Genomic DNA, 15528 nt, shown 5'->3' on the forward strand with positions numbered 1-15528 from the left:
CTCCAGGGTCACGTACGGCCTGATCCGGAGCGGGTCGAAGTCCTCGGCCGCCGCGCTCTCCGCCGCACTCCCCGCCCCCCTCCCCGCCGTCCGGGCGCAGGCGCAGCCAGGTCTGTGTACACCGCATTCAGGACAGACGTGTCCGGTCATGATGGGTCCCCTCCCCGATACAACTGCGAGCGATTATGCAGCCCGGTCCCGTCCGACGGACGAACGACCGTGCCCTTCCGCAGGCCATAACGGGACATTCGGACCAGGATGGAGGGGCCGCCCACGGAGACGGAGACCTCATGGCCCAGGACACAAGCCCGTCCCAGCTCGGCGATGCCCCCGTGCCCGGGGAGGGGCAGAGCCACCGCACCGTGCTCGTCGCGATCGGCGCGCTGCTGCTCGGGATGCTGCTCGCCGCGCTCGACCAGACCATCGTCTCCACCGCCCTGCCGACCATCGTCAGCGAGCTCGGCGGCATGGAGCACCTCTCCTGGGTGGTCACCGCCTACATGCTGGCGTCCACGGCCGCGACCCCCCTCTGGGGCAAGCTCGGGGACCAGTACGGGCGCAAGAAGCTCTTCCAGGCCGCCATCGTCGTCTTCCTCGTCGGCTCCGCCCTCTGCGGCATCGCCCAGAACATGCCGCAGCTCATCGCCTTCCGCGCGGTCCAGGGCCTCGGCGGCGGCGGCCTCATGGTCCTGTCGATGGCGATCGTCGGCGACCTCGTCTCACCCCGGGAGCGCGGCAAGTACCAGGGCCTCTTCGGCGCCGTCTTCGGCGCCACCAGCGTCCTCGGCCCGCTGCTCGGCGGGCTCTTCACCGAGCACCTCTCCTGGCGCTGGGTGTTCTACGTCAACCTTCCCATCGGCGTCGTCGCGCTCTTCGTGATCGCCGCCGTGCTGCACATCCCGGTGCGCTCCACCCGGCACACGATCGACTACCTCGGCACCTTCCTCATCGCCTCGGTGGCGACCTGCCTGGTCCTGGTGGCCTCCCTCGGCGGCACCACCTGGGCGTGGGGATCGGCGCAGATCATCGGCCTCGCCGTCCTCGGAGCCGTCCTCCTCGTCTGGTTCGTCCACGTCGAGCGGCGGGCCGTCGAACCCGTGCTGCCGCTCAAACTGTTCCGGATCCGGACCTTCAGCCTCGTCGCGGTCATCAGCTTCGTCGTCGGCTTCGCCATGTTCGGCGCGATGACCTATCTGCCGACCTTCCTCCAGGTGGTCCAGGGCGTCACCCCGACCATGTCGGGCGTCCACATGCTGCCCATGGTCCTCGGCATGCTGATCACCTCGACCGCCTCCGGGCAGATCGTCTCCCGCACCGGCCGCTGGAAGGTCTTCCCCATCGCCGGCACCGCGCTCACCGGGCTCGGCCTGCTCCTCCTCCACCGGCTCACGGAGACCAGCTCGACCTGGTCGATGAGCGTCTGCTTCTTCGTCTTCGGCGCCGGGCTCGGCCTCGTCATGCAGGTCCTCGTCCTGGTCGTGCAGAACGCCGTCTCGTACGAGGACCTCGGCGTCGCCACCTCCGGAGCCACCTTCTTCCGCTCCATCGGCGCCTCGTTCGGCGTCGCCGTCTTCGGCACGATCTTCACCAACCGGCTCACCCACAAACTCGCCGACGTGTTCGCGAGCGCGGGGACGGAGCTCCCGCCCGGCACCGGCGCGGACCGGGTCGCCGCCGACCCGCGCGCCATCGCCCAGCTCCCGCCCGAACTGCAGCCGGCCGTCCTGCACGCGTACGCCACGTCCATCACGGACGTCTTCCTGTACGCGGCGCCCGTCGTCCTCGTCGCCTTCGTCATCGCCTGGTTCCTGAAGGAGGACAAGCTGCGCGCCTCCGTCACCGCGCCCGACACCAGTCAGACCCTGGCCTCCAACCCGGTCGAGCGCTCCTCGTACGACGAGTGCGCCCGCGCCCTGTCCGTCCTCGGCTCCAGGGAGGGCCGCAAGGAGATCTACGTGAGGATCACCGAACGCGCCGGGTTCGACCTGCTGCCCGCCGCGAGCTGGCTGCTGCTGCGCATCCGGCGCCACGGGACCGTCGAGCCCGCCCGGCTCGCCGAGGTCACCCCCGTACCGCTGAGGGTGATCACGGAGGCGTCCCGGCAGGTGGAGGAGCGGCGGCTCGCCGCCCGGGAGGGCGTCCAGCTGGTCCTCACCGAGGACGGCGTACGGGCCGCGACGGTACTGGCCAAGGCCCGGGAGGAGTCGCTCGCCGACCTCCTCGGCGACTGGTGGGGGCCCGATCGGCCGACCGACCTCGTACAGCTGGTGGAGGAGCTGACGGCCGAGCTGTGCGGCTCGGACGGGGAGCGGCCCCACGAGCCCGAGCCACCCCGCGACCACCGGTCCTGACGCCATCGAGCACGACCCCGCCGAGCACGCGCCTGTCGAGCACGGACCCGTCGAGCACGCGCCTGCCGAGTACGCCTCCGCCGAGCACGAATCCGTCGAGTACGGGGGTCAGAGCTCCTTGCCGTACCAGACGTCCATGTACGGGCCGGTGCAGTACGCGGGGATGTCCGCGTACCCGTGCCGCGTGTACAGGGCCCGCGCCTCGACCAGGTCGAGGCGCGTGTTGAGGACCATCCGGCGCGCGCCGAGGCCGCGCGCCTCCTCCTCCAGCCTCCGCAGCAGGCCGCCCGCACCGCCCGCGCCGCGGAAGCCGTGCCGCAGGAAGACGCGGGTCAGCTCGGCGCGCTCGCCGTCCAGCATCAGGACCCCGCCGCAGCCGGCCGGCTTCCCCTCGAACCGCGCGACCAGGAACTGCCCGGTCGGCGGGGTCAGCAGCTCGACCCCGTCGTTCGTCAGACCCTCGTCCACCTCGGCCTCGGTCGCGGGCCGTTTCCAGTAACGACTGGCCACGTCGTCGTAGTAGTCGCGCCGGAGGGCGGCCGCGTCCGGGGTGTCGACGCGTTCGGGAGAGAAAGTCCAGGTCATGCGGGTCATTGTGCGACCCGCACGCCGGAGGTCGCCGCCGAATTACTTCGGCGACGCCTGCTGGACGACCTCGAAGGACCACAGGGTGGAGCCGGAGGCGGCGGGCTTCGGCCGCTCGCCGCCCTCGCCGCCGCCCTGGTGGGCGGCCTTCATGGAACCGTTCATCCAGTTCTGGAAGTCCTCCTCGCTGCGCCACCGGGTGTACACCAGGTACTGGTCGGTGCCCTCGACCGGGCGCAGCAGCTCGAACCACTCGAAGCCGTCGGACCCCTCCACGGACCCGGCCCGGGAGGCGAAACGCCGCTCCAGCACCTCACGCTGCTCGGCCGGCACGGTCAGGACGTTGATCTTCACGATGCTCATGAAGGGCAGGATATGACCCACGGCTCCGGCGTCCCCGAAGCGGATGCGACAGCGGACGCGACGGCGGGTGCGATACGGAGCCTGGCCGGGCGCTGGCTGCCCCTGCTCGGGGACGACGACTTCGTCGTCTCGCCCGTCGGGTTGTGGCTGGCGCTCGGGGTCGTGGCGTCCGGGGCGCGGGGGCGGACCGGGCAGGAGTTGGGGGCGCTGCTCGGGGTCGAGGGGGAGGCGGCCGCCGGGGCCGTGACCGCCGTCGGGCGCCGGGTCGCGGCCGTGGGCGGGGGTGCGGTGGCGACCGGGGCGTGGAGCGCGGTGCCGGTCCGGGAGGCGTTCCGGCGGGGGGTGCCCGGGGTGCGGTTCGGGGTGTTGCCCCGGGCGGCCCTGTTCGCGCTGCCCGACGAGGTCTTCCCGGCCACGGACGACCTGTCCATGGGTGAACTCCCGGACGTCCAAGAGGAACTCGACGCGTGGGTGCGGGAGGCCACCGGTGGACGGATCCGGCGGATGCCGCTCGAACTCGACGGCACCGAGAGCCTCGTCCTGCTCAACGCGCTTGCGTTGAAGACCTCTTGGCTGAGCGCCTTCTCCCCTCGCCTCACCCGTGACGAGCCCTTCACCGACGGGTACGGCGACACCCGTCCCGTACCGACCATGCGGCAGCGGATTCCGGCCAGGTGGGCCTGGTACGTGGACGGGGCCACCGTCGTCGAGCTGCCCTGCGGGGGCGAGGGGGGCGTGCGCGTGCGGTTCGTGCTCGGGCCCGAGGGCGCCGGGCCCGCCGAAGTGCTGCCCGCGGCCTGGACCGGGGCGCGGCGGCCGCTCGTGGCCGATTCGGCCGATCTCGCGCTGCCGCGGTTCTCGCTCCGCACGACGACCGACGCGCTCGAACACCTGGCGGCCCTCGGCGTCGTCCTGGCGCTGTGCCCCGGCGCCGACTTCTCGGGGATCTCCGCCGCGGACCAGTACATCGGCAGGGTCGCGCAGTCGGCGGTCGTCGAGGTCTCGGAGGAGGGCGTCGAGGCGGCCGCCGTGACCCAGGTGACGATGACCCGCGGCGCGGTCCCGCCCCGCCACGAGGTGGTGGAGCGGATCGCGTTCGACCGGCCGTTCGGGGTCGTGGTGCTCGACGGGGCGGGGGAGCTGCCGCTCTTCGCCGGCTGGCGGTCCAGCGCCCCCGAGGAGCGGCTCCGGGACTAGCCGATCACGCGGGCCAGGAGCAGGCCGTCGTAGCCCTTCGCGCCGACCGTCTGGAAGGCCGTCGCGTCCAGGCGGGGTTCGGCGGCGATCAGGTCGAACATCTCGCGCGTGCCCGTGATGGCCGGGTCGTCGGAGTCCGGGTCGGCGACCTTGCCGTTCCGCACCACGTTGTCGACGATGATCACCGCGCCCGGGCGGGAGAGCTTCAGGGCCCAGGCCACGTAGCGCGGGTTGTTGACCTTGTCGGCGTCGATGAAGAAGAGGTCGAAGGGGCCCGCGCCCTCCGCCTCCAGCTGCGGCAGGGTGTCCAGGGCCGCGCCCGTCCGGACCTCGACGATCTTGTCGAGGCCGGCGCGGGCGATGTTGGCGCGGGCGACGTCCGCGTGGGCCGGGTCGTACTCCAGGGTGACGAGCCGGCCGTCGGCGGGCAGCGCGCGGGCCAGCCAGATCGTGCTGTAGCCGCCGAGGGTGCCGATCTCCAGGACGTTCCGCGCGCCCTGCGTCGCGGCGAGCAGGTGGAGCAGCTTGCCCTGGTTGGGGGCGACGGCGATCTCGGGGAGGCCCGCCGCGGTGGAGTCGGCGAGCGCGGCCGTGAGCGCCTCGTCGGCGGGGGCGATCGTCTCGGTGATGTACCGGTCGACCGCGGTCCACCGGTTTTCCTGAGGGTTCGTCATGCGGGGGAACGTACACCGGTGGTCCTGCCGGAGCGACGCCTTTTGCCCCGTACGGCGAGCAGTGCGGGGAGCAGCACCGCGAGCAGCAGGCCGCCGCCGACCGTCAGGAGCCAGACGGGGACGCCGCCGGTGGTCAGCAGCCGGTCGGTGTACTCGACCTCGCGGTACGGCGTGTCGGCGACGGTCCGCAGGTGGTGGTCGTCGTCGATCCGCTCGGGGTGGGGGAAGCGCTGTTCCAGGACCGTCAGACGGACGGGCGCGTCGCCCGCGAGGTCCGCCACCGCTCCCTCGGGGTGCTCGATCCGGCCCGCGAACGTCACTTCGGGGCGGTCGCCGCCGATGGGGGAGCGGGGCTCCATCCGGTGGTCGGCGAGGACGTGGAGTCCGAGGGTCTGGGGCGTCCGTGCGAGCCGGGAGAGCCGCATGGGGTAGACGAGTTCGGGGGAGGAGAAGGCGATCCGGAGCGGGGTCAGTTCGCCGTGGAGGGTCGCGTCCTTCTCCTGCGGGGCCAGGCGGACGGCGACGTACTCCCACGTCCGTTCGACGTACGGCCGGAGCGCGCCGGTCAGCCGCTCGGGCAGCTCGAAGCCGTTGGCGCGCAGCCAGTCGCCGAGGGCCTCGGGGTCGGTGGCGGTGAGCCGGGCCACGTCGAAGGGACCGAGCCGTTCGCGCCCGACGACGCCGACGCCGGAGCCCGCGCCGGGCGGGGCGGCGGCGGCTCCGTCGCCGTGGTCGCCGTCGAAGGGCCAGTCGCCCTCGCGCGGCCAGAAGTAGGGGCGGTCACGCTGCTCGGGCTCGGTGAGCCGGTCGAGCTCGTCGAAGAGCGCCGGGTCGCCGAGTCGGACGTCGGCGCGGCCCGGCACCGGCATGATCCAGGCAGCCCGCCGGGCGTTCCCGTGGACGTCGAAGCGCATGACGACGGTCTCGGTGCGCCCGTCCCAGCGGACGGCCGACTCCTCCCGGTCGACGCCGATGCGCTCGGCCCCGTCCGGGATCATGGCGCCGCAGCCGCAGGCGTACGCCGGTGCGACGAGCGAGCCGAGCTGGAGCGCGAGCAGCGCGATGACGGTGGTCAGGATCCTGCCGTGTGTCCCCCTCATGGGAGCTCGGACGTACGCGGGGAAGATTCGGTTCCACCCGCGGGGGTCGTTCCGCGGGGCTGCCGGGGGCGCCCTGCGGGGATCGGGGCAAGGGGCGTGCCGCAGGGGTCATGCGGTGCGGACGCGGAGTTCCTTCACGCCGTTCAGCCAGGCCGCCCGCAGTCGGCGCGGTTCGCCGGCGAGGGTGAGGTCGGGCAGGGCGTCGGCGATCGCGTGGAAGATCAGCTCGATCTCCTTGATCGCGAGGGACTTGCCGAGGCAGAAGTGGGGTCCGCCGCCGCCGAAGCCGAGGTGGGGGTTGGGGTCGCGGGTGATGTCGAAGCGTTCGGGGTCGGTGAAGACCTCGGGGTCGTTGTTGGCGGAGGAGTAGAAGAGGCCGACCCGGTCGCCCTCGCGGATCTTCTGGCCGCCGAGTTCGGTGTCCTGGGTCGCGGTCCGCTGGAAGGAGACGACGGGGGTCGCCCAGCGGACGATCTCCTCGGCGGTGGTCGCGGGCCGCTCGCGTTTGAAGAGTTCCCACTGGTCGGGGTGGGTGAGGAAGGCGTGCATGCCGTGGCTGATGGCGTTGCGGGTGGTCTCGTTGCCGGCGACGGCGAGCAGCAGCACGAAGAAGCCGAACTCGTCGGAGGAGAGGTTGCCCTGTCCCTCGGCCGCGACGAGCTGCGACACGATGTCCTGGGCGGGGCACTCCTTGCGGGCGGTGGCCATGTTCATCGAGTAGCCGATGAGTTCCATGGCGGCCTCGGCGCCGATCTCCTCGGTGATGGCGTATTCGGGGTCGTCGTACGCGACCATCTTGTTCGACCAGTCGAAGATCCGGGAGCGGTCCTCCTGGGGGACGCCGATGAGTTCGGCGATGGCCTGGAGGGGGAGTTCGACGGCGACCCGGGTGACGAAGTCGAAGGTGCCGTCGGCGTCCGTGCCGTTCCTCGCCCCGTCGACGATGGCGTGCGCGCGGTCGCGCAGGGCGGTCTCCAGGCTCCGGATCGCGCGGGGGGTGAAGCCGCGCTGGACGATCTGGCGGACCCGGGTGTGCTCGGGCGGGTCCATGTTGAGCATGATCAGTTTCTGGACCTCGATCTGGTCCCGGGTGATGTGCTCGTTGAAGCGGATGACGGCGGTGTTCTCGTTCGAGGAGAACAGCTCGGGGTGGGTGGAGACGTACTTGACGTCCGCGTGGCGCGTGACCGCCCAGTACCCGCCGTCCGCGAAGCCGGTGACGCCGGCCGGCTGGGGGCACCACCACACGGGCGCGGTCCGCCGCAGCCGGGCGAACTCCGGGAAGGGGACGCGGTCGCGGAGCAGATCGGGGTCGGTGGCGTCGAACCCGTCGGGAAGCCCCTCGGGGAGCCCTGCGGGGAGGTGGGGGCAGGCCATCGGCAGCACTCTCCAGATCTGATGGGCCGTCAGGAGTCGCCGGGAAAGCTAGTAACGAGTTCTACAAGTGGCAAGGGGCGGAGCGGGAACTGTTGCGTCCCGGACCCTTGCGTACCGGCGGTAGCAGTCATAAGACTGCATCAGAACTAGAACGCGTACTAGTTCCCCGTGACGCCGACCGACCGGGGTGCCGGGACACCCCGTCCGGTCGAGGAGAGGACGTGCCCATGGCCGCGGAACCCGTCATCGTCGAAGCCGTACGCACCCCCATCGGCAAGCGCGGAGGCGCGCTCGCCAACCTCCACCCCGCCTACCTCCTGGGCGAGACCTACCGCGAACTCCTCGGCCGCACCGGCATCCACGCCGACTGCGTCGAACAGATCGTCGGCGGTACGGTCACCCACGCCGGCGAGCAGTCCATGAACCCGGCGCGCACCGCCTGGCTCACCATGGGCCTGCCCTACGAGACGGCCGCCACCACCGTCGACTGCCAGTGCGGCTCCTCGCAGCAGGCCAGCCACATGGTCGCCAACATGGTCGCGGCCGGCGTCATCGACATCGGGATCTCCTGCGGCGTCGAGGCCATGTCCCGCGTCCCCCTCGGCTCCGGTTCCAAGCACGGTCCGGGCAAACCGTTCCCCGACGAGTGGAACGTCGACCTGCCCAACCAGTTCGAGGCCGCCGAGCGCATCGCCCGCCGCCGCGGGCTCACCCGCGAGCGCGTCGACTCCCTCGGCCTGCTCTCCCAGGAACGGGCCGCGACCGCCTGGGCCGAGGAGCGCTTCAAGCGCGAGACCTTCGCCGTCCAGGTCCCCACCACGGAAGCCGAACAGGCCGCCGGGCAGGGCATGTGGCGGCTCGTCGACCGCGACGAGGGCCTGCGCGACACCACCATGGAGGGCCTGGCCCGCCTCAAGCCCGTCATGCCCACCGCGATCCACACCGCCGGGAACTCCTCCCAGATCTCCGACGGCGCCTCCGCGATCATGTGGGCCTCCAAGCGCATGGCCCGCGCCCTCAAGCTCCGCCCGCGCGCCCGGATCGTCGCCCAGGCCCTCGTCGGCGCCGACCCGCACTACCACCTCGACGGGCCGGTCGACGCGACGCGGGCCGTCCTCGGAAAGGCCGGAATGAGCCTGAAGGACATCGACCTGGTCGAGATCAACGAGGCCTTCGCCTCGGTCGTGCTGAGCTGGGCGCAGGTCTTCGAGCGGGACCTGGACGGGCTCGCGAAGGTCAACGTCAACGGCGGCGCCATCGCGCTCGGCCACCCCGTCGGCGCCACCGGGGCCCGGCTCGTCGCCACCGCCCTGCACGAGCTGGAGCGCTCCGACAAGGAGTTCGCGCTCATCACCATGTGTGCGGGCGGGGCGCTCGCGACCGGGACGATCATCCAGCGGCTCTGACGGCTCCCTCCGCGCGGAAACGCCGCAGGCCCCGCCCCTCCGTGAGGAGGGCGGGGCCTTGCGGATGCGCGGTGCGGCAGTGGTGCTCGTCAGTACCAGCCGTTGGCCTGCCAGAACGCCCAGGCGGCGTTCGGGGAGCCGTAGCGCTCGTTCATGTAGTTCAGGCCCCACTTGATCTGGGTGGCCGGGTTCGTCTTCCAGTCGGAACCGGCCGAGGCCATCTTCGAGGCCGGCAGGGCCTGGACCAGGCCGTAGGCGCCGCTGGACGAGTTGGTCGCGGTGTGGTTCCAGTGCGACTCGTGCTCGACGATCTTGCTGAACGACGCGTACTGCGAGGCGGGGACGATCTGACGAGCGACCTCCTGCGGGCTGGCGGCCGAAGCCGAGCCCGTCGTGCCCAGCACCGCACCCGACGCACCCAGCAGCACGGCTGCGGAGACGGCGATCTTCTTGTTGCGGGCAGAGACACGAGTGGTGAGCGAGCTGATCAAGACATCGACCTAACGTCGGGGACAAGGGGCGCGCCAGGCGTTTTCGGCAAGCCGGAACCAGGGCCCGGGAAGCCCGGGGACTGGGGGGAACCGGCCGGCCGAGGCGCTGCGACGAGCACCGGCTGCCTGGCGACGTCCACCAGAGAAGCAGGGCCGGAACCCCGACGCAACGACCCCCTGTACGAGGAAGGTTCGGACCCGGGGGACCTTGGAAGGCGGGCGGCTGCGGGGCGTTTCCGCAGGTCATGACCGACTGTGGGGTGATGTGGACGGGTCTGTCGGTCTACTATTCCGGCTCGTACGTGACGTAGGTCCTGTGGGGCGCCTCACCCGGGGAGGGGCCTTCCGGCGCCTCGAATGTGACCTGGGCCTCGAAGTTCGCCCGCCGCGCGGCCCGCCGCAGGGCCCTCAGGAGCGTGCCGCCGACCGTGAGCGTCAGGACGACGGTGAGAGCGGCCCGGCCGAGGTCCCAGCCGAGGGAGGTGGCGAGGACGTAGGCGAGGAAACGGAGCAGGTTCTCGTGGAGCGGGGCGCCCGGCGCGAAGGAGATCCCGCTGCTCAGGCCCTGGAGCAGGACCCAGCCCTGCAGGTTCATGACCGTGCCGTACGCGAACGCCGCCGAGAATCCGTACGCGGACAGCATCAGCAGCTCGGCCCGGCCCCGCAGCCCGTCCGGGCCCGGCAGCAGCCCCGCGCCCATCGTGAACCAGCCCATCGACAGCATCTGGAACGGCATCCAGGGGCCCACCCCGCCCGTGAGCAGCGCCGACGCGAACATCGTCACCGCCCCCAGGACGAAACCGAACCCCGGCCCGAGGACCCGGCCGCTCAGCACCATCAGGAAGAACATCGGCTCCAGACCGGCCGTCCCCGCCCCCAGGGGCCGCAGTGCCGCGCCCACGGCGGCCAGCACGCCCAGCATCGCCACCGCCTTCGCGTCCATCCCGCAGTCCGCGATCGTCGCCACCACCACCGCGACCAGCAGCGGCAGCAGCGCCGCGAACAGCCACGGCGCGTCCCCGGCGTGCGAGGTCACGGCGGAACCGGCGTCCGCGAAGAGGGGCCAGCAGAAGGCGAGGACTCCCACGAGGGAGACGAGGACCAGCGCGGCGACGGAACGGGGGCCCAGACGGACCGGGCGGGTCGTCCTCACAGGGCCGCCTCCACCTGTTCGACCGTGAGCCACGGCTGCGGCGCCAGGACCTTCGCCACCTGCGGGGAGAACGCCGGCGAGGACAGCACCACCTCGGCCGTCGGGCCGTCCGCGACCACCTCGCCGTCCGCGACGATCACCACCCGGTGCGCCAGCTCCGCCGCCAGCTCCACGTCGTGCGTGGCCAGCACGATCGCGTGCCCCTCTGCCGCGAGGCCGCGCAGATGCGCGACCAGCCGGGCCTTGGCCGCGTAGTCCAGGCCGCGCGTCGGCTCGTCCAGCAGGAGCAGCGGCGGGCGGCCGGTCAGGACCACGGCCAGCGCGAGCGCCAGCCGCTGGCCCTCGGACAGGTCGCGGGGGTGCGTGTCGTCCGCCACCCCCGGCAGCAGCTCCTCCACCAGCGCCCGGCAGGTCCCGGGCGCAGCGCCCGCGTCCGCGTCGGCCGCCGCGCACTCGGCGGCGACGGTGTCCGCGTACAGCAGGTCCCGCGGCTCCTGCGGAACCAGACCGACCCGGCGGATCAGGTCGCGGGGGTCGGTGGCGTGCGGGGCGAGGCCCGCGACCCGGACGCTGCCGCCCGTCGGCTCGATCATGCCCACGAGCGTGGAGAGCAGGGTGGACTTGCCCGCGCCGTTCCGGCCCATGAGCGCGATGGTCTCGCCGGCGGCGACCTGGAGGTCGACGCGGCGGAGGGCCTCCACGCGGGCACGGCGGACGGCGAGGGCGGAGACGGTCACCAGGGGGGCGGCGGGCGCGGGTGCCGACGGGGTACGACGCCGCTTGAAGGGGTTGATCCCCCGGCCCCGTCCCTCCCCGGAACCGGGGCTCCGCCCCGGGCCCCGGTCCTCGAACGCCGGACGGGCCGGATCCGCCCCCGCACACGGGCTCGGCCCCGCGGGGTCCCGCCCCTCCAGCCTCGCCTTCAACGGGGCGGCCCGGCGTCGCGCGTCCCGCACCGTCAGCGGCAGCGGGTCCCAGCCCGCCAGGCGGCCCAGGGCCACCACCGGCGGGTGGACCGGGGAGACCGCCATCATCTCGGCCGGCGGGCCCGTCACGGCCTCCGGCAGGAGGAGGACCCGGTCCGCGTACTGGACGACGCGCTCCAGGCGGTGCTCGGCGAGGAGGACCGTCGTGCCCAGGTCGTGGACCAGGCGCTGGAGGACCGCGAGGACGTCCTCCGCCGCCGACGGGTCGAGCGCGGAGGTCGGTTCGTCGAGGACGAGGACCTTGGGGTGCGGGGTGAGGACGGAGCCGATCGCGACGCGCTGGCGCTGGCCGCCGGAGAGCGTGGCGATCGGGCGGTCGCGCAGGGCGGCGAGACCCAGGAGGTCGAGGGTCTCCTCCACGCGGCGGCGCATCACGCCGGGCGCGAGGCCCAGCGACTCCATGCCGTACGCGAGCTCGTCCTCGACCGTGTCGGTGACGAAGTGCGCGGACGGGTCCTGTCCCACCGTGCCCACCAGATCGGCGAGCTCGCGCGGCGGATGCGTGCGGGTGTCGCGGCCGTCGACCGTCACCCGCCCGGTCAGGGTGCCGCCCGTGAAGTGGGGGACGAGACCCGAGACCGTGCCGAGGAGGGTCGACTTGCCGACGCCCGAGGGACCGACGAGGAGCACGAGCTCGCCCTCGGGGACGGTGAGGTCCACGTTCCGCAGGGTCGGCTCGGCGTCCTCCTCGTACCGCACCGAGACGTTCTCGAACCGGATCACGTGTTCCTCTCCTTCGGCGGGGGTGCGGGCGCCACGAACGCCGGGAGCAGGCCCACCAGGACCGACACCGCCGGCCACAGCGGCAGCTCCGGCGCCTCCAGGGGGACGACCCCGGGGTGCAGCGCTTCGGGGGCGTACGCGTTCGCCCGGATCATCAGGACGGCGACCGCCGCCCCGGAGCCCGCGACGAGCCAGGCCCGCGCGCCCCAGCGGTCGGGCCGGTAGCGGGTGCGGACGGTCCGGCGGCCGCCGAGCCGGAGCCCGGCCGCCGCGGCGAGGAGCCCGGCCCCGAGCAGCGGCAGCCCGTACCCCGCGCCCTCCGCCGCGAGCAGCCCGTACGAACCGGCGCACACGCCGAGGAGCCCGCCCAGGGTCAGGACGTTCGTGGTGCGCCGTACCGCCGCCGGGACCCGCGCCGTCCGCCCGTACCCGCGCGCGTCCATCGACGCGGCGACCGCGATCGACCGTTCGAGCGCTCCCTCCAGGACCGGCAGGCCGATCTGGAGCACCGCCCGCACCCCGCCCGTGGGCCGGCCCCGCAGCCGGCGGGCGGTCCGCAGCCGGACCACGTCGGCGACCATGTTCGGCGCGAAGGTCATCGCCACGACGACGGCGACCCCGACCTCGTACAGCGCCCCCGGCAGCGACTTCAGCAGCCGCGCCGGGTTGGCGAGGGCGTTCGCGGCGCCCACGCAGATCAGCAGGGTCGCCAGCTTGGCGCCGTCGTACAGCGCGAACACCAGCTGCTCGGCCGTCACCCGGCCCCCGATCCGTACCCCCTGGACCCAGTCGGGCAGCGGCACCTCGGGCAGCGTGAACAGCGCGTGCGTGCCGGGGAGGGGCGAGCCGAGCAGCAGCGAGAACACCATCCGCAGGGCGACGACGAACAGGCCGAGCTTCACGAAAGCGCCGTACGAGCGGGCCCAGGGCGCGTCCGTGCGCCGGGCCGCGACGACGTACCCGGCGACCCCGACGAGCAGCCCGAGCAGCAGCGGGTTCGTGGTCCGGGAGGCGGCGACGGCCAGGCCGAGCGCCCACAGCCACCACGCGCCCGCGTGCAGGGCGTTGGCCCGGCTCGCCTCGGGGGCCTTGAGCAAGGCCTTGATCACGGGGGCCTTGGACGCGGTCGCCTTGGACGCGGTCGTGAGCACGGGGGCCGTGGCCCCGCGGGGGGTGCCGGGAGCCGCACTCATGCGCGCCGGCGGGCCTTCCAGATCGCCGCCCCGCCGAGGGCCAGGACGGCCGCCCCGCCGGCGAGCACGCCGAAGGACGGGCCGCCGCCCGACCCCGCCGAAGCCGTCGGAGCGGTGGGCGCGGCGGACGCCGCGGTCCTCCCCGCGACCTGCTCGCCGCAGCCGTGCGCCGGATAGCCGGCGATCCCGCACAGCATGGCCGAGCTGTCGTACCGCAGCGGCTTCGCCACCGCGGCCAGCGCCTCCGCGCCCGTCGCGTCCTCGCGGACCTCCGCGCAGCCGACCTCGACCGGCTTCTTCGGCGGGGTCTCTCCGGGCGGGGCGTCCGCGGGGCCGCCGAAGTCGACGACGACCGCGACCCGCTTGGTGCCTTCCTTCTTCGCCACGTTCCCGCAGATCCCCGGGAAGTCGGGGGCGACGGAGGGCCGGGAGGCGTCGTCCGTGCCGCTGCTGATCGCGAAGCGGAAGCCGAGGGCGTCGCCGTCGGAGGGCCGGGCGGTCGCCGGGCCCTGCGTGGCGTACGTCCACGGCTTCCCGCCGTCGCCCTCCCAGAACGACCAGTAGCGGTATCCGGCCGCCTGCGCCGGGGCCGCCGCGACCGCGGTCAGGGTGAGGAGCGCCCCGCCCGCGACGCCCGCGGCCCGTATCCGTACCCCTCCGTTCACTTCTTGCGGCCGCTCACGAGGAAGCCGATGCCGACGCCGACGACCGTGCCGATGCCGATGATCCACCAGATGTCGAAGCCGGACTCCTCCTCGTCGCCGGTGGAGGAGGCGGAGGTGTCCGGGGCCTTGGGGGCGGGCCCGGTGGCGTTGAGCTGCTCGACGAGGTCGACCGTGCCGAACTCGCGCGGGTCGGTCTCGGTCGCGCGCGCCGCGAGGATCAGCTGCGCGTACGCGGCCGGGCCGCCCTCCTTCGCCCAGGCGGCGGAGTTCTTCTCCAGCCAGGTCAGGGCCGGCTCGGCCTGCTTCGTGGCGCCGGCCGCGGCGAGCGCGACGACGGCGTCGGCGGTGTTGCCGAGGTCGGGCTGCGCGGTGGTGTCGGTGGCGCCCGGCATCGGGGGCAGGGTGAGGTGGCCGGTCTTCGCGAGCGCCTTCGACAGGTAGGAGGCGCCGTTCAGCGCGGCCCGCTCGACGGTCGGCTTCGACAGGTCGGTGCAGGTCGGCGGCTGCTCGGGGGAGGCCTTGGTGGCGACGACGCTCTTGCCGAGCCCGGCGAGGGTGGCCGCCGCGGTGGCGTCGGCGTTGGCGAGGAGCTTGCCGGTCTTGTCCGGCTGGTACGCGAACGCCCCGGCGCCGTCCTTCTCCGAGCAGGGCAGGGCGAAGCCGAGGAGGGCGTCGTACGGGGTGCGGCCCTCGGCGGAGGTGAACGAACCGGGCCGCACGCCGATCGCGCCGAGCGCGCCGACGACGACCGAGGTGGAGTTGGCGTCGCTCGCGCCGCCGACGCCGTAGCCCCAGCCGCCGTCCTTATTCTGCACGCTCCGCAGCCAGTCGGAGCCGGCCTTGACGGCCTTGTCGATCGCCTCCGGGGCGGCGGCCTGGCGCCGCACGGCGCGGAGCGCCTGGACGGCGACGGCGGTGGCGTTGGTGTCCCGCATCGTCTTCGCGTCGCAGGGCTTCGAGGCGTCCGCGCGGTACGAGGCGAACGAGCCGTCGGCGCACTGCTGGCCCAGGAGCCAGTCCACGGCCCGGTCGGCGGGCTGGTAGCCGGTGCCGCGCTGGGCGAGGAAGGCGAGCGACTGCCGCCAGACACCGTCGTACGTCGGGTCCTTCGTGCCGTACAGGCCGGACGGGAGCGTGCCCGCGGAAGGGGAGGGCGAGGGCGCGGCGGAGGCCGCCCCGGCTGCTCCGGTGCCGAGCACGGCTGCGGCGGCGGCGAGCGCGGCGGCGCTGCGGCGGACGGTGTTCATGGGGCCCTCTCCTGCGG

Annotated in this window: 14 protein-coding genes; 3 read left to right on the forward strand and 11 right to left on the reverse strand. The window is 73.5% G+C overall.

Annotated elements, in window-relative coordinates; translation table 11 throughout:
- Positions 1 to 290 precede the first annotated feature (290 nt).
- Positions 291 to 2351, forward strand: coding sequence for an MDR family MFS transporter (locus ACZ66Z_RS23175; protein ID WP_469936815.1), 2061 nt, complete (start codon positions 291 to 293; stop codon positions 2349 to 2351).
- Between the two features lie 108 nt (positions 2352 to 2459).
- Here the strand turns inward: ACZ66Z_RS23175 and ACZ66Z_RS23180 are convergent, their stop codons facing one another.
- Together ACZ66Z_RS23180 and ACZ66Z_RS23185 are read right to left on the reverse strand one after the other, a co-directional pair.
- On the reverse strand, positions 2460 to 2945 hold the full coding sequence (locus ACZ66Z_RS23180) for a GNAT family N-acetyltransferase (protein WP_469936817.1): 486 nt from the start codon (positions 2943 to 2945) through the stop codon (positions 2460 to 2462).
- 33 nt (positions 2946 to 2978) lie between these two features.
- Complete coding sequence (locus ACZ66Z_RS23185; RefSeq protein WP_469936819.1) at positions 2979 to 3299, reverse strand: antibiotic biosynthesis monooxygenase family protein; 321 nt, start codon at positions 3297 to 3299, stop codon at positions 2979 to 2981.
- 12 nt (positions 3300 to 3311) lie between these two features.
- On the opposite strand from ACZ66Z_RS23185, the gene ACZ66Z_RS23190 reads away from it, so the two are divergent.
- Entirely contained in the window at positions 3312 to 4496 is a 1185-nt protein-coding gene (locus tag ACZ66Z_RS23190; protein ID WP_469936821.1) for a serpin family protein, read from the forward strand.
- Here ACZ66Z_RS23190 and ACZ66Z_RS23195 read toward each other — a convergent pair.
- From ACZ66Z_RS23195 to ACZ66Z_RS23205, 3 genes are all read right to left on the reverse strand, one after another.
- On the reverse strand, positions 4493 to 5170 hold the full coding sequence (locus tag ACZ66Z_RS23195) for an O-methyltransferase (protein ID WP_469936822.1): 678 nt from the start codon (positions 5168 to 5170) through the stop codon (positions 4493 to 4495). The genes ACZ66Z_RS23190 and ACZ66Z_RS23195 overlap by 4 nt on opposite strands.
- Positions 5167 to 6270, reverse strand: a complete 1104-nt coding sequence (locus ACZ66Z_RS23200; protein ID WP_469936823.1) for a DUF2330 domain-containing protein — start codon at positions 6268 to 6270, stop codon at positions 5167 to 5169. Before ACZ66Z_RS23200 ends, ACZ66Z_RS23195 begins: the two co-directional genes overlap by 4 nt.
- A gap of 108 nt (positions 6271 to 6378) precedes the next feature.
- Positions 6379 to 7647 (reverse strand): cytochrome P450, encoded by a 1269-nt coding sequence (locus ACZ66Z_RS23205; RefSeq protein WP_469936825.1) that lies wholly within the window; start codon positions 7645 to 7647, stop codon positions 6379 to 6381.
- A 227-nt stretch (positions 7648 to 7874) separates the two neighbouring features.
- Here ACZ66Z_RS23205 and ACZ66Z_RS23210 point away from each other — a divergent pair, with 227 nt between their 5' ends.
- Positions 7875 to 9053, forward strand: a complete 1179-nt coding sequence (locus ACZ66Z_RS23210; RefSeq protein WP_469936827.1) for a steroid 3-ketoacyl-CoA thiolase — start codon at positions 7875 to 7877, stop codon at positions 9051 to 9053.
- Between the two features lie 89 nt (positions 9054 to 9142).
- Here the strand turns inward: ACZ66Z_RS23210 and ACZ66Z_RS23215 are convergent, their stop codons facing one another.
- From ACZ66Z_RS23215 to ACZ66Z_RS23240, 6 genes are all read right to left on the reverse strand, one after another.
- A complete protein-coding gene (locus ACZ66Z_RS23215; RefSeq protein ID WP_469936829.1) occupies positions 9143 to 9544 on the reverse strand; it encodes an aggregation-promoting factor C-terminal-like domain-containing protein in 402 nt (133 codons plus the stop codon).
- 286 nt (positions 9545 to 9830) lie between these two features.
- A complete protein-coding gene (locus ACZ66Z_RS23220) occupies positions 9831 to 10697 on the reverse strand; it encodes an ECF transporter S component (RefSeq protein ID WP_469936831.1) in 867 nt (288 codons plus the stop codon).
- Positions 10694 to 12406, reverse strand: a complete 1713-nt coding sequence (locus ACZ66Z_RS23225; protein ID WP_469936833.1) for an ABC transporter ATP-binding protein — start codon at positions 12404 to 12406, stop codon at positions 10694 to 10696. Before ACZ66Z_RS23225 ends, ACZ66Z_RS23220 begins: the two co-directional genes overlap by 4 nt.
- Positions 12403 to 13599 carry an energy-coupling factor transporter transmembrane component T gene (locus tag ACZ66Z_RS23230; protein ID WP_469936835.1) on the reverse strand — a complete coding sequence of 399 codons (1197 nt, stop codon included), beginning with the start codon at positions 13597 to 13599 and terminating at the stop codon, positions 12403 to 12405. Before ACZ66Z_RS23230 ends, ACZ66Z_RS23225 begins: the two co-directional genes overlap by 4 nt.
- Positions 13596 to 14264, reverse strand: coding sequence for an SCO2322 family protein (locus ACZ66Z_RS23235; protein WP_469936837.1), 669 nt, complete (start codon positions 14262 to 14264; stop codon positions 13596 to 13598). Before ACZ66Z_RS23235 ends, ACZ66Z_RS23230 begins: the two co-directional genes overlap by 4 nt.
- Positions 14261 to 15511, reverse strand: coding sequence for a prenyltransferase/squalene oxidase repeat-containing protein (locus tag ACZ66Z_RS23240; protein ID WP_469936839.1), 1251 nt, complete (start codon positions 15509 to 15511; stop codon positions 14261 to 14263). Before ACZ66Z_RS23240 ends, ACZ66Z_RS23235 begins: the two co-directional genes overlap by 4 nt.
- Positions 15512 to 15528 lie beyond the last annotated feature (17 nt).

The sequence above is a fragment of the Streptomyces sp. NPDC107498 genome, from assembly GCF_055582805.1.

Excerpts from the sequence above, each read along its gene's own strand:
- ACZ66Z_RS23175 (WP_469936815.1), top strand. The coding sequence starts at position 291 with ATGGCCCAGGACACAAGCCCGTCCCAGCTCGGCGATGCCCCCGTGCCC.
- ACZ66Z_RS23180 (WP_469936817.1), bottom strand. The coding sequence starts at position 2,945 with ATGACCCGCATGACCTGGACTTTCTCTCCCGAACGCGTCGACACCCCG.
- ACZ66Z_RS23185 (WP_469936819.1), bottom strand. The coding sequence starts at position 3,299 with ATGAGCATCGTGAAGATCAACGTCCTGACCGTGCCGGCCGAGCAGCGT.
- ACZ66Z_RS23190 (WP_469936821.1), top strand. The coding sequence starts at position 3,312 with ATGACCCACGGCTCCGGCGTCCCCGAAGCGGATGCGACAGCGGACGCG.
- ACZ66Z_RS23195 (WP_469936822.1), bottom strand. The coding sequence starts at position 5,170 with ATGACGAACCCTCAGGAAAACCGGTGGACCGCGGTCGACCGGTACATC.
- ACZ66Z_RS23200 (WP_469936823.1), bottom strand. The coding sequence starts at position 6,270 with ATGAGGGGGACACACGGCAGGATCCTGACCACCGTCATCGCGCTGCTC.
- ACZ66Z_RS23205 (WP_469936825.1), bottom strand. The coding sequence starts at position 7,647 with ATGGCCTGCCCCCACCTCCCCGCAGGGCTCCCCGAGGGGCTTCCCGAC.
- ACZ66Z_RS23210 (WP_469936827.1), top strand. The coding sequence starts at position 7,875 with ATGGCCGCGGAACCCGTCATCGTCGAAGCCGTACGCACCCCCATCGGC.
- ACZ66Z_RS23230 (WP_469936835.1), bottom strand. The coding sequence starts at position 13,599 with ATGAGTGCGGCTCCCGGCACCCCCCGCGGGGCCACGGCCCCCGTGCTC.
- ACZ66Z_RS23240 (WP_469936839.1), bottom strand. The coding sequence starts at position 15,511 with ATGAACACCGTCCGCCGCAGCGCCGCCGCGCTCGCCGCCGCCGCAGCC.